Origin of the sequence: Microbacterium sp. K24, from assembly GCF_004794465.1 — a bacterium.
Lineage (GTDB): Bacteria > Actinomycetota > Actinomycetes > Actinomycetales > Microbacteriaceae > Microbacterium.
In genome coordinates, this window is the sequence record NZ_SSDJ01000111.1 from 46,311 (window position 1) to 59,068 (window position 12,758).

The 12,758-nt window shown below is 70.6% G+C and carries 9 protein-coding genes; 3 read left to right on the forward strand and 6 right to left on the reverse strand.

Going from position 1 to position 12,758, the window contains the following annotated elements; translation table 11 throughout:
- Positions 1 to 16: 16 nt before the first annotated feature.
- Complete coding sequence (gene rsmI, locus DW306_RS10905) at positions 17 to 838, reverse strand: 16S rRNA (cytidine(1402)-2'-O)-methyltransferase (RefSeq protein WP_136055620.1); 822 nt, start codon at positions 836 to 838, stop codon at positions 17 to 19.
- Between the two features lie 35 nt (positions 839 to 873).
- On the opposite strand from rsmI, the gene DW306_RS10910 reads away from it, so the two are divergent.
- A complete protein-coding gene (locus tag DW306_RS10910; RefSeq protein WP_136055621.1) occupies positions 874 to 2,427 on the forward strand; it encodes a phospholipid carrier-dependent glycosyltransferase in 1,554 nt (517 codons plus the stop codon).
- 11 nt (positions 2,428 to 2,438) lie between these two features.
- Here DW306_RS10910 and DW306_RS10915 read toward each other — a convergent pair whose 3' ends face one another.
- The 4 genes from DW306_RS10915 to DW306_RS10930 form a co-directional block, all read right to left on the reverse strand.
- Positions 2,439 to 4,238, reverse strand: a complete 1,800-nt coding sequence (locus DW306_RS10915; RefSeq protein WP_136055622.1) for a DUF255 domain-containing protein — start codon at positions 4,236 to 4,238, stop codon at positions 2,439 to 2,441.
- 32 nt (positions 4,239 to 4,270) lie between these two features.
- Positions 4,271 to 4,840: an FMN reductase gene (gene msuE / locus DW306_RS10920; RefSeq protein ID WP_136055623.1), complete on the reverse strand. Its 570-nt coding sequence runs from the start codon at positions 4,838 to 4,840 to the stop codon at positions 4,271 to 4,273.
- Between the two features lie 72 nt (positions 4,841 to 4,912).
- Entirely contained in the window at positions 4,913 to 5,749 is an 837-nt protein-coding gene (locus tag DW306_RS10925; protein WP_136055624.1) for an aldo/keto reductase, read from the reverse strand.
- Positions 5,746 to 6,927, reverse strand: a complete 1,182-nt coding sequence (locus tag DW306_RS10930; RefSeq protein WP_240747156.1) for a heparan-alpha-glucosaminide N-acetyltransferase domain-containing protein — start codon at positions 6,925 to 6,927, stop codon at positions 5,746 to 5,748. Before DW306_RS10930 ends, DW306_RS10925 begins: the two co-directional genes overlap by 4 nt.
- 43 nt (positions 6,928 to 6,970) lie before the next feature.
- Here DW306_RS10930 and hrpA point away from each other — a divergent pair, with 43 nt between their 5' ends.
- Both hrpA and DW306_RS10940 read left to right on the forward strand, forming a co-directional pair.
- Complete coding sequence (hrpA, locus tag DW306_RS10935) at positions 6,971 to 10,882, forward strand: ATP-dependent RNA helicase HrpA (protein WP_136055626.1); 3,912 nt, start codon at positions 6,971 to 6,973, stop codon at positions 10,880 to 10,882.
- Between the two features lie 27 nt (positions 10,883 to 10,909).
- Positions 10,910 to 11,854 carry an NADP-dependent oxidoreductase gene (locus DW306_RS10940; RefSeq protein WP_136055627.1) on the forward strand — a complete coding sequence of 315 codons (945 nt, stop codon included), beginning with the start codon at positions 10,910 to 10,912 and terminating at the stop codon, positions 11,852 to 11,854.
- Here the strand turns inward: DW306_RS10940 and DW306_RS10945 are convergent, their stop codons facing one another.
- On the reverse strand, positions 11,855 to 12,748 hold the full coding sequence (locus DW306_RS10945; RefSeq protein WP_168429298.1) for a nucleoside hydrolase: 894 nt from the start codon (positions 12,746 to 12,748) through the stop codon (positions 11,855 to 11,857).
- Between the last annotated feature and the right edge of the window lie 10 nt (positions 12,749 to 12,758).

A 12,758-nucleotide genomic window follows, 5' to 3' on the forward strand; every position in this document is an offset into this window, starting at 1 on the left:
CTCCCGATGTCGGGGCTCATGACGAGCGGGCGGCCAGAGCGGCCTGATACAGATCCCGGGAGGAGAGTCCGGTGAGCGCGGCGACCTCGGACGCGGCGTCCTTGAGTCGGATGCCGTCGGCGACGAGCTTCTGCACCTGGGCGAGAGCATCTTCGGGAGAGGCGTCCCGCCGCGTGGCGCCTTCGACGACCACGACGATCTCGCCCTTCACGCCGTTCTCCGCCCAGGCGACGAGTTCGGATGCCGTGCCCCGGCGCACTTCCTCGTAGAACTTCGTCAGCTCGCGGCACACGGCGATCCGGCGGGCATCGCCGAAGGCGGCGCCCATATCGGCGAGAGCACTCGCGAGGCGGGCCGGCGACTCGAAGAACACCATCGTGCGCGCCTCTCCCGCCAGGCCGCGCAGGACGGAGCGGCGCTCCCCCGGTTTGCGCGGGAGGAACCCCTCGAACGTGAACCGGTCGGTCGGGAGACCCGAGATCGCGAGAGCCATCAGCACGGCACTCGGTCCGGGGATCGCCGTCACGGTCACCCCCTGCGCGACGGCCTCGGCCACCAGACCGTAGCCGGGATCGCTCACGGTCGGCATGCCCGCGTCGCTCATCACGACGACGTCGGACTCGGCGGCGAGCGTCGCGATCTCCGCCGCCTTCTGCTTCTCGTTGTGATCGTGCAGCGCGATGAGCCTCGGGCGGTTGTCGATCTGCAGCGCCTTCAGGAGCTTCTGCGTGGTGCGGGTATCTTCGGCGACGATCGTCTCCGCGTTCTCGAGCACCTCCACCAGGCGACGGGATACGTCGCCGAGATTTCCGATCGGCGTGGCAGCGAGGATGATCACCCGCTCAGCATAGGCGCGTTGTCTAGGCTGGACCGGTGACCGCGCCCGTGCCTCTGCTGCCTGCTCCCGAGGACCGGTCGACGCGCTACGGACAGCTGCGCGATCGCCTGCTGCAGAGCCCGGACTGGGGTCGCGCCATCCACTGGCTCGCCCCGCTGATCGTCACGGCCGTCGCCGCCGTGCTGCGCCTGGTGAACCTCGGCCACCCGCACCAGCTCGCCTTCGACGAGACCTACTACGTCAAGGACGCCTGGTCTCTGTGGACGCTCGGCTACGAGGGCGTCTGGGGCGAGAACGCCAACGAGGCCTTCATCACCCTGCAGGAGCTGCCGCTCTCCGACAAGGGCGCGTTCGTCGTGCATCCGCCGCTCGGCAAGTGGCTCATCGCTCTCGGGATGGCCATCGGCGGGCCCGACAACAGCGCGGGCTGGCGGCTGGCGACGGCGGTGCTCGGCACGGCATCCGTGCTGCTCGTGTACCTGATCGCGCGTCGACTGAGCGGTTCGGTCGTCGTGGCGACAGTCGCCGGCGCTCTGCTCGCGATCGACGGCCTGAGCATCGTGCTGAGCCGGATCGCCCTGCTCGACGGCATCCTCACGTTCTTCATCCTGCTCGGGGTGCTGTTCGTGCTGATCGATCGGCAGCGGACGATCCCGCTGCTCGAACGACGCGACCCCGAAGCGCCCGATCCGTTCTGGGGCCCGGTGCTGTGGCGCCGGCCGTGGCTCATCGCCGCCGGGGCCGCGCTGGGCGCGGCATCCGCGGTGAAGTGGTCGGGACTGTACGCTCTGGCCGCCTTCGGGCTCTACGTCGTCGTGACGGATGCTCTCGCTCGCCGTCGTGCCGGCGTGGTCCTCTGGCCCACCGCCGCCGCGTTCCGGCAAGGCCCGGTGTCGTTCGTGATGATGGTGTTCCCCGCGCTCGCGGTGTACCTCGTGAGCTGGTCCGGATGGCTCGTCACGGCCGGCGGCTACGACCGGCAGACCGACGCGAACCCCCTCGTGGCGCTGTGGAAGTACCACCAGTCGATCCTCGGATTCCACGTCGGGCTGACCAAGGGCCATCCCTACGCGAGCCCCGCCTGGGAGTGGCCGTTCCTGCTGCGTCCGACGGCGGTGTGGGTCGGTTCGGACCCCGGTCCCTGCGGCACCGACCACTGCATCGCGGTGATCTCGTCGATCCCGAACCCGCTGATCTGGTACGGCGGCGTCGCGGCGGCGGTGTATCTGCTCTTCCTGCTGGTGCGCGGCTGGATCATCCGCCGGCCGGTCGGGGCCGAGGTCGGACTGCCGCTCGTCGGCCTCGCGGCGACCTACCTGCCGTGGTTGATGTTCCCCGAGCGCACGATCTTCCAGTTCTACACGGTCGTGATGATGCCGTTCCTCGTGATCGCGCTCGCTCTGACGCTGCGGATCATCGCGGGCCGACGAGAGGATCCCCTGTACCGGCGGCAGTCGGGCGAGCGCACGGTGATGATCTGCCTGGCCGTCATCGTGCTGGTATCGGCGTTCTTCTACCCCGTCTGGACCGGCATGAGCGTGCCGTACCAGTTCTGGCTCCTGCACAACTGGCTGCCGGGCTGGGTGTGAGGCGCTGAGCCTCAGCGCGTGGCGGAGAGTGCGGCGGGGTCGCTCACCGGCAGCCGGCACACGAATGCGTGGCAGTCGTACGCACGCTCGGCGAAGGCGGCCTTTCCCTCGAAGAGCTCGAACCCGGCTCTGGCGAAGGCCTCGGCCTGTGCCGGGGTGACCACGGCGATCACGTCGGCGTCGGTGCGCCGCGCCGCGCCGGCGAGTGCACCGGCGGGGTCTGCCGTGACGGTCACGACCTGACGCGGAGCGGACGCCAGACCCGCCGCGAGCCGCAGCAGACTGCCGTGCGCGAAGGGCTGCTCGACCGCGCGGACGGCCAGCGATCGGACGGTCGCCGCCGCAGCCTCGCGGTACCGGTCCCCCGCTCCCAGCCTCCAGGCGGTGAGGGATGCCGCTGCGACAGCGGAGGCATCCGAGGGGAGATCACCGTCGGTCTCGTCGGGTGAGGTCGCGATGCCGTTGGCCGTCAGCAGCGGATCGCCGCCGACGCCTTCGAGCGCATCGTCGAGGAGACCGCGAGCCGTCATCGCCCAGGAGGGCTCGCCCGTCGCCGTGGCGAGGGCGAACAACCCGTCGGCCAGGAGTCCCAGGTCGGCGGCCGTCGCGACCGCAGCCGAGGGGACGCCGTCGAGGGATGCCCGCACGAGCGCGCCGCTGGCATCGCGATTGACGTGCAGCACGTGCACCGCGGCCGCGGCGGCCGCATCGATCCACGAGGGCTCGTCGAGAACGACGCCGGCGCGGGCAAGGGCCTTGATCGCGAGCCCGTTCCAGCCCGTGATGACCTTGCCGTCGACCGCCGGCGGCTGCAGCTCGGCGCGCTCCGACACGGGGCGCAGGTAGTAGCCGCCCTCGCTGCGGGCACCGTCGATCCAGGACTCGGAGTCCTGAGCGGAGCCGAAGCCGCCGCCGTCGCGCTGCAGCGTCGCCAGGAGGAAGGTCGCGATGCCGCGCGCGGTCCCGTGGTCTCCGGCATCGAGAGCGACCTCGAGAAGCTGCGCGTTGTCGGTCAGCATCCGCTCGTAGTGCGGCACGGTCCAGTCGCGCTGGGTCGCGTACCGGAAGAAACCGCCGTCCTCGTCCCGCAGGGCGGATCCGGCCATCGCGGTGAGCGCGCGCTGGGCCGATGCCGCGGCATCCGGAGCGTGCTGCCGAATCAGCGGGTCCTGCAGGAACCGCAGCGTCGTGGCGACCGGGAACTTCGGGGCGCTGCCGTATCCGCCGAAGGCGCGATCCTCCCGGGCGGCGATCGTCTCGGCCGCGGCGGCGATGGCGGCAGGGTCCGGCAGGTCTGATGGGACGGATTCGGCCGCACGCGCGAGCGCGTCGGTCACGGCATCCGCCGACTCCTCGGCCTGTGCGCGACGCAGCGTCCACGCCTCCTGGACGGCCGCGAGCACGTCCCGGAACGCCGGCATCGGCGGGCGAGCCTCCGGCGGCCAGTACGTGCCGGCATAGAACGCCCGTCCACGAGGGGTGGCGAACACGGTGAGCGGCCAGCCCAGATTCTGCGTGAAGGCGGATGCCGCGGCCATGTACGCGCCGTCGACCTCCGGGTGCTCCTCGCGGTCGACCTTCACGGCCACGAAGCCGTCGTTCATCAGAGCAGCCGTCGCCGGATCGGCGAACGACTCCCTCGCCATCACGTGGCACCAGTGACACGTCGAGTAGCCGATCGAGATCAGCAGCGGCACATCGCGCCGCTGCGCCTCGGCGAACGCCTCCTCGCCCCAGGGGTACCACTCCACGGGGTTGTCGGCGTGCGCTCGCAGGTACGGGCTGAGGGTGTCGGCGAGCCGGTTGGTCATGCTCTCACGCTACGCCGCCCGCCGGCGCACGGTCACGAGACGAGCAGCTCCACCGGCCGCGACGCGGCGTAGCCCACGAGCGGCAGGGCGCGCTCGGCGGCGAGGGAGATCCGCGACTGCAGGATCTCGGAGGCGATCTCGTAGCCGTCGAAGTCGGTGTCGCTCGCATAGACGCCGAGTGGCAGCGTGAGCGCCTGGAAGAAGCCGAACAGCGGGCGCAGCTGATGCTCGATGATCAGCGCGTGCCGCTCGCCACCGCCGGTCGCCGCCAGCAGCACCGGCTTGCCGACCAGGTCGTACTGTCCGACGAAGTCGAAGAGGTGCTTGAAGAGGCCGGTGAACGAGGCCCGGTAGACGGGGCTCCCGACGATCAGCAGGTCGGCGGTCTCGATCGCGCGCAGCTTCTCCTCGACCTCGGGCGGAAGCTGATCGCGACGCAGCGCCCCGGCGAGACCGGGCCCGATCTCCGTGAGTTCGATCAGCTGTGCCTCGATCGGGGCTCGCTCGCCGATGGCGGCCGTGATCGCGCGGACGAGGGCGGTCGTCTTGCTCGGCTCGTGCAGGGAACCCGACACGGCGACGACGCGGAACGGAGCTGTCATGACCTCGACGGTACCCACGACGACGCCCCGTGTCGCGGGCGGCGACACGGGGCGTCATGTGAGCAGTGCGGGTCAGTTCACCTCGTCGGGATGCGAGCCGACGCGACCCGAGCCGTTGAGCGGGTCGAGGGCGTCGATCGCCGCGATCTCGGCGTCGGTGAGCGTGAAGCCGAACACGTCGAGGTTCTCGCGCAGGCGCTCGGCGCGCACCGACTTCGGGAAGACGATGATGCCCTTCTGCAGGTGCCAGCGGAGGACCGCCTGCGCGGGCGTCACGCCATGCGCTGCCGCCGCATCGGCGACGGCCGGGGTGCCGAACAGGTCGTACTTGCCCTGGCCGAGCGGTCCCCACGCCTCGGTGCGGATGCCGTGCTCGTCGGACCAGGCGACCACGTCGCGCTGCTGGTAGGCGGGGTGAAGCTCGATCTGGTTCACGGCCGGCACGACGCCGGTCTCGTCCACCACGCGCTCCAGGTGCGGCACCAGGAAGTTCGAGACGCCGATGCTGCGGGTCAGTCCCGCCTCGCGCAGCTCGATGAGCTTCGCGAACGCGTGCACGTAGTCGTCCTTGGCGGGCGTCGGCCAGTGCACGAGGTACAGGTCGACCTTGTCGAGTCCGAGCTTCTCGAGGCTCTCGGCGATCGCCGCTTTCGGCTCCTCGTCGTGGTGGCGGTCGTTCCAGAGCTTGGTCGTGATGAACAGCTCGTCGCGAGCGATGCCGGATGCCGCGATCGCCGCGCCGACGCCCTCCTCGTTGCCGTAGATCGCGGCGGTGTCGATGTGCCGGTAGCCGATCTCGAGAGCCTCGCTCACCGCACGCTCGGTCTCTGCCGGCGGCACCTTGAAGACGCCGTAGCCGAGCTGCGGGATGGAGTTGCCGTCGTTGAGTTCGAGTGCAGGAATGGTCATGGATCCAGCCTAGGACCTGTGATGACAGGCCAGGTGAGAATCCCCGCCATCGCCGACGCCCCTCGACCCACCAGGCGCTCGAGCGGACCGCGTCCGAGGAACATCGACCACAGGGTCGCGCCGAGCATCAGACCGATCGCCGTCACACCCCAGAACGCGTTGCTGGTGAAGAACCCGCCCGGACCGACGAGCAGCACGATCGACACCACGTGCACGCTGTATGCCGTCAGCGGCATGGACCCGAGGGCGCCCAGCGGCAGCAGCGGCCAGCGAAGGGGGCGGCTCAGCATCAGGCACAGGGCGATCACCGCCACCGCGAAACCGCCCGAGCCGAGGACCTCGGCCGTCCCGCCGCTGTGCGGATCGACGGCGAACACGGCGACGATCGTGGCCTGGAGCGGATCGCTCTGCGCGAGCGCCTCGGGATAACCGGCCCAGCCGCTCGGCGCCGACCAGGACTCCCCCGCGCGCGGCTCGGAGGGGACGGCGCCGAGCGCCGCCCCGGCCGCACCCAGCCCATAGCCGACGACGGCGAGCAGGATGCCGACGCCGAGGGCGATGACCGCGGTGCGGATCCGCTCGACGTGCAGGCGCCCGAGCGCCATGCCGCCCAGGACGAGAGCCATCCAGACGGTGATCGGGTACGACCCGTAGAGCACGAATCCGATGCCCGCACCGAACGGATGCAGAGCCACAGCGGCGAGGAACGCCAGCAGCGCCGGGCCGACCAGGGCGAGCACGGCGGCGGCGGTCAGCAGCTGCCAGGGCCGCCAGCGCAGGAACGGGATCACCGCGACGTAGATCAGCCCGTACAGCGTGAGGATCACGGCGATCGGGGTGTTCAGCATCTCGAGGGCGAGGCCGATGACGAAGATGACGGCGCCTCGCCCGACCAGGCTGAGGCGCAGGTAGGGAAGGCGCTCGCGTTCCGGCAGCGAGGAGCGCCCCGTCATCAGGGCGATCGACACTCCGGCGAGCACGGCGAACAGGATCGAGGAGCGGCCGTTCACGAGGTCGGTCCATGAGCCGGGGTCGCCCCAGTCGAAGGTGCGGGTGTCGCCGATGTGGGCTCCGGCCATGCCGAGGATCGCGAGACCGCGCGCGACGTCGAGCCCGAGGATGCGCGGCGGGCGCCCGAATCCGCGCAGCCAGCTCACGGGTGTCATGACGTTGCTCACGTCATGATCGTATGGGGCGATTCCCGGCATACGATGGAGGGCTATGTCTGCGACCCTCCCCGTGATCGTCTACCCGCCGGAACTGCCCGTCAGTGCCGCCCGGGAGGAGATCGCCGACGCCATCCGCGACAACCAGGTCGTGATCGTCGCCGGCGCGACCGGTTCGGGGAAGACGACCCAGCTTCCGAAGATCGCGCTCGAGCTCGGTCGGGAGCGCATCGCGCACACGCAGCCGCGCCGTCTGGCCGCCCGCACGATCGCGGAGCGCGTGGCGGAAGAGCTGCAGGTCGAGCTCGGCACCCTGGTCGGCTACAAGGTGCGGTTCACCGACAAGGTGTCCGACGAGACGCGCATCGCGCTGATGACCGACGGCATCCTCCTCAACGAGATCCATCGCGACCGGCTGCTCACCCGCTACGACACGATCATCATCGATGAGGCGCACGAGCGCTCGCTCAACGTCGACTTCCTGATCGGCTACCTCGTGCGCATCCTGCCGGAGCGTCCCGATCTCAAGGTGATCATCACCTCGGCGACGATCGATCCGGAGAGCTTCGCGAAGCACTTCGCCCCGGCCGGCGGCGACCCCGCGCCCATCATCGAGGTGTCGGGCCGCACGTACCCGGTGGAGATCCGCTACCGCGCACAGACGGAGGAGACCGAGGAAGAGGACGAGGTGTCGGCGATCGTGGCCGCGCTGCGCGAACTCGACCGCGAGGAACCCGGCGACGTGCTCGTCTTCCTGCCCGGCGAGGCCGAGATCCGGGATGCGGCGGATGCCGTGCGCGGCGCCTACGCGAAGGATCGCTCCCCCACGGAGGTGCTCCCGCTGTATGGGCGGCTGTCGGCGGCCGAGCAGCATCGGGTCTTCGAACGCAGCCGCGTAGCGGGCGTGCGCCGTCGGGTCGTCCTCGCCACGAACGTCGCGGAGACGAGCCTCACGGTTCCCGGCATCCGCTACGTGATCGACACGGGCACGGCCCGCATCTCCCGTTACAGCAACCGCTCGAAGGTGCAGCAGCTGCCGATCGAGGCGATCTCGCAGGCCTCGGCGAATCAGCGCGCCGGCCGCGCCGGACGAACGAGCGACGGCATCGCGATCCGGCTGTACTCCGAGGAGGACTTCGACAGGCGTCCGGAGTTCACCGAGCCGGAGATCCTGCGCACCTCTCTCGCCTCGGTGATCCTGCAGATGCTGTCGCTCGGCTTCGGCGACATCACGGCCTTCCCCTTCCTCACGCCGCCCGATTCGCGCGGCGTGAAAGCGGCCTTCGACCTGCTCACCGAGCTCGGCGCGGTCGAACCGTCACGACGCGACGACTCTCCGCACCTCACCCGCGTCGGCCGCGACATCTCGCGGATGCCCATCGATCCGCGGTTCGCCCGCATGCTGATCGAGGCCGGCCGCCACGGGGTCACGAACGACGTGCTGCCGATCGTGTCGGGTCTGACGATCCAGGATGTCCGCGAGCGACCCGAGGAGCGCCGCGAGGCCGCCGACCGGCTGCATGCCCGCTTCGTCGACCCGACGAGCGACTTCCTCACCCTGCTGAACCTCTGGAACCACCTGCGCGAGCAGCAGCGCGAGCTCGGATCGAGCGCCTTCCGCCGACTCTGCCGCTCGGAGCATCTGAACTACGTGCGCGTGCGCGAGTGGTTCGACGTGCACCGTCAGCTGCGCACCCTGGTGAAGACGACGGGCCCTTCGTCAGGCTCAGGGACCCCGCAGGGTGCGCCGGATCCCGACGCGATCCACCGCGCCCTGCTGTCGGGTCTGCTGTCGCAGATCGGCATCCTCGACGAGCGCACCGCACCGGCAGGCAAGGCGCATTCCCCCGCCAAGGAGGCGAAGGGTCGCCGCATCGCGGAGTACCGCGGAGCACGCGGCATCCGCTTCTCGATCTTCCCCGGCTCGGGCCTCCGCAAGAAGAGCCCGCAGGCGGTGATGGCGGCCGAGATCGTCGAGACCTCGCGCACGTTCGCCCGCACGGTCGCCGCGATCGATCCCGCCTGGGCCGAGCCCCTCGCCGGAGACCTCGCCAAGCGGCAGGTCACCGAGCCGCACTGGTCGAAGGATGCCGGTGCCGCCGTCGCGTTCGAGAAGGTGACGCTCTTCGGCGTGGAGATCATCCCCCGCCGCCGCGTGCAGTTCGCCCGCATCGACCGGGCCGCGTCGCGCGAGCTGTTCGTGCGGCACGCGCTCGTCGAAGGCGAGTGGGATCCATCGCGGATCGACAAGCGGGTCAGCGCGTTCTGGCGCAGCAACGGCGAGCTCCGCAAGCGCTTGGAGAAGCTCGAGGAGCGCGAGCGGCGCCGCGACATCCTCGCCGGCGACGAGGCCGTGTTCCGGTTCTACGACGAGCGGATCCCCGCCGAGGTGTTCGACGTGCGCTCCTTCGAGGCGTGGTGGCGCGAAGCCCTGCAGAAGACTCCGAAGCTGCTGGTCATGCGCGAGGGCGACCTGCTCGACGACGAGGCCCGGGCCGATCAGAGCGAGTTCCCGACGCGGTGGACGCAGGGCGATCAGGTGCTCGGCCTCGCGTATCGGTTCGAGCCCGGCGCCGACGACGACGGTGTGAGCGTGGTCGTGCCGCTGCCGCTGCTCGCCCAGATCGAGGACCGCGGGTTCGACTGGCAGGTGCCGGGTCTGCGGGCGGAACTCGTGACCGGACTCCTGCGCGCACTCCCGAAGGCCATCCGCCGCCACGTCGTCCCAGCCGCCGACTGGGCCGAGAAGTTCGGCGCCGAGCTCGCGGACCAGGGCCCGGAGAATCACGGCGGCCTGCCGCCGCGATCGCTCAAGGAGGCGCTCGCACGACTGATCCAGCCGCTGGCGAACCAGCTCGTCGCAGCGAGCGACTTCGAAGACGACCGCGTGCCGGCGCACCTGCGGATGAACTTCCGGGCCGTCGACGAGCGGGGCCGGGTCGCCGGATCGAACCGCGACCTGCGCACCCTGCAGACGCAGCTCTCCGACCGCGCGCGCAGCAGCGTGGCACGGTCGATCGCCGCCCCGCCGCGCGGTCCGCGCGGCGCACGGGATGCCGCCTCCGCGGTGGCCGCCGCGACGAGCACCGGATCGATCGAGAAGGCGGGCCTGACGTCGTGGTCGTTCGGCGAGCTCCCCGAGGTGCTCGACACCCGAGTCTCGGGCGGCGTCGTGCGCGGGTATCCCGCGATCGTCGATCAGGGCAAGACGGTCTCCGTGCGGGTCGAGTCGACAGCGGATGCCGCCGCCGCGGCGACCCGTGCCGGAGTGCTGCGGCTCGTGCTGCTGGGGGTTCCGACCCCGTCGTCGTACGTGCAGGAGCACCTCACCAGTCAGGAGAAGCTCGCCCTCGCCGCGTCTCCCTATCAATCCGCGGCGGCACTGATCGAGGACTGCCGCGCCGCGGTCGCACGACGCGTGATTGATGCGTCGACAGGCGGAACGGGGATCGTGCGCAGCGAGGCGGAGTTCACCCGGGTGCGCGATGCCGTCTCGTCCTCCCTCGTCGACGACCTGTTCGCGTGCGTCTCGCTCGTCGCCCGCATCCTGACCAAGTCGCGAGAGGTCGAGCGCGGGATCAAGGCGCAGAACTCGCTCGCCCTGCTCGGCCCGCTGAACGACATCCGCACGCAGCTCTCGGGTCTGCTGCATCCGGGCTTCGTCTCGGCCGCGGGCGTCGAGCGGCTCGCGCACTTCCCCCGGTATCTCGAGGGGATGATCGACCGCCTCAAGACCCTGACGACCGAGCCGGGCAAGGACCGCGCCCGCATGACGGAGTTCGAGCGCATGGCCACGGCCTTCGAAGACGCGGGCGGAACGATCCCGCTCCCCGCCGACGCCCCTCCGCCCCTGGTCGAGGTGCGCTGGCTGCTCGAGGAGTACCGGATCAGCGTGTTCGCGCAGCGTCTCGGCACCGCGCAGCCCGTCTCGCCGCAGCGGATCATGAAAGCCCTCGTCGGCCGCTGAGGAACGCACGCGGGTAGCCTGGATCGCATGGCACGCGCGATCGTCTACACCGAGTTCGGATCCCCCGCAGTCCTGCACGAGATCGAGATCCCCGACCCCGTCGCCGCGCGCGGCGAGGCCGTGGTGCGGATCGAAGCCGCGGGCGTGAACCCCATCGACGCGAAGCTGCGCGCGCGCAAGCGCCCGTCACCCGACATCACCGAGCCGCGGCCGATCGGATTCGACGGCGCGGGCGTGGTCGAATCCCTCGGTGACGGCGTGGACGACCTCGCGGTCGGCGACCGGGTCGCCATCCGCGACGCCCGCGGGACCTACGCCTCAGCGCTGGCCGTCGAGGCGGAGAAGCTCGCGAAACTCCCGGATGCCGTCACGGCCGCCGAGGGCGCGGCGATCGGCATCCCGGCGGGCACCGCCTACCAGGCGCTGCGGTCGCTCGGCGTGACCGAGGGCGACGTGCTGCTGATCCACGCCGGATCCGGCTCGGTGGGGCAGTTCGCCGTACAGTTCGCCGTGGCATGGGGGGCGACCGTGATCGCCACCGCGAGCCCGGCCCGCCACGAGCTCCTGCGCGAGCTCGGGGCGATTCCCATCTCCTACGACGAAGGACTCCTGGAGCGCGTGAAGGATGCCGCGCCCGCCCCCGTCACCGTCGTGCTGGACGGCGCCGGCACCGACGAGGCGATCGAGACATCGCTCGCCCTCGTGGAGGACCGCGACCGCATCGCGACCATCGTGCGCGGCCCGGATGCAGCGTCGTTCGGCATCCGCGCGTTCTCTGGCGGTTCGCCCGTGCCGCTCACCGAAGAGGAGCTCGCCTGGCGCGCTGAGGCGCTGCCGAAGACCGTCGAGCTCCTCGCATCCGGCGACTTCACGATCGAGCTCGGACCTCAGCTCCCGCTCGCCGAAGCGGCGCAGGCCCATGAGCTCATGGAATCCGGCGCCGCTTCGGGGAAGATCATCCTCGTCCCGTAGTCACACCCGCCCCGCCCTCGCGGCGGCGCTGATGCCCGCGACGATCGCCTCCGAGACCGCGTCGGCATCGAGTCCGGTCACGATCCTCGTGCGGCCGTCACCGGCGTGGAATCGGCTGATGCCCTCCTCGTCGCCGTCGCGGGCGATCTCGACATGGCCCTCCGGCGAGTAGGTGAAGGATTCCGGCTGCGTCAGGGTGAGCACCGTGACGGGGTCGTGCGGAACATTCCACTCGGTGCCCCAGAACTCCCACCACTGCGTGATCTCGGCCTCGATCACTCGACCGAGCTCGCCGGCAGCACTCATGCGCGTCAGCGCGTCGCGGCGCATGGTGATGAGGCGGGTGACGTCCAGCCCCGACACCGTCGTCGGGATGCCGGCGCCGAAGACGATCGCGGCCGCCTCGGCGTCGCTGCGGAGGTTGTGCTCGGGCTCCTCGTCGGCGAACGAGCCGCCCATGATCCACAGGTGGCGGACGGCGGCAGCGAATCGCGGATCGCGGGCGATCGCCGCGGCGATGTTCGTCAACGGCCCGATGGCCATCACGTCGACCGTGCCCGGCGCCGCGCAGACCGTCTCGACGAGATGACTCACGGCGTCCGTGCCATCGAGCGCGTGACCATCGAGCCCGTCGTACAGCTTCCCTTCGTGACCCGCCCACCAGACATCGCGCCCGGACAGCGTCGTCGACTCCCCGGAGTGCACCGGGATCGTCGTGCCGGCGATCTCGGCGATGCGCTTGGTCATACGTCCGCGCAGAGCGGTGTCTCCGTAGACGGTGGTGACGCCGAGGAGTTCGATGCTCGGCGAACCGAGGATCAGTGCCAGGGCCATCAGGTCGTCGACATCGGTACCGATGTCGGTGTCGAGGATGACGCGGTGGACTGCAGACATCTGGGGTGTG

What these genes read in the sequence shown, in the direction of transcription:
- DW306_RS10940 (WP_136055627.1), top strand. Translation starts at nt 10,910, where the DNA reads ATGGCACGCGCGATCGTCTACACCGAGTTCGGATCCCCCGCAGTCCTG.
- DW306_RS10925 (WP_136055624.1), bottom strand. Translation starts at nt 5,749, where the DNA reads ATGACCATTCCTGCACTCGAACTCAACGACGGCAACTCCATCCCGCAG.
- msuE (WP_136055623.1), bottom strand. Translation starts at nt 4,840, where the DNA reads ATGACAGCTCCGTTCCGCGTCGTCGCCGTGTCGGGTTCCCTGCACGAG.
- hrpA (WP_136055626.1), top strand. Translation starts at nt 6,971, where the DNA reads ATGTCTGCGACCCTCCCCGTGATCGTCTACCCGCCGGAACTGCCCGTC.
- DW306_RS10945 (WP_168429298.1), bottom strand. Translation starts at nt 12,748, where the DNA reads ATGTCTGCAGTCCACCGCGTCATCCTCGACACCGACATCGGTACCGAT.
- DW306_RS10915 (WP_136055622.1), bottom strand. Translation starts at nt 4,238, where the DNA reads ATGACCAACCGGCTCGCCGACACCCTCAGCCCGTACCTGCGAGCGCAC.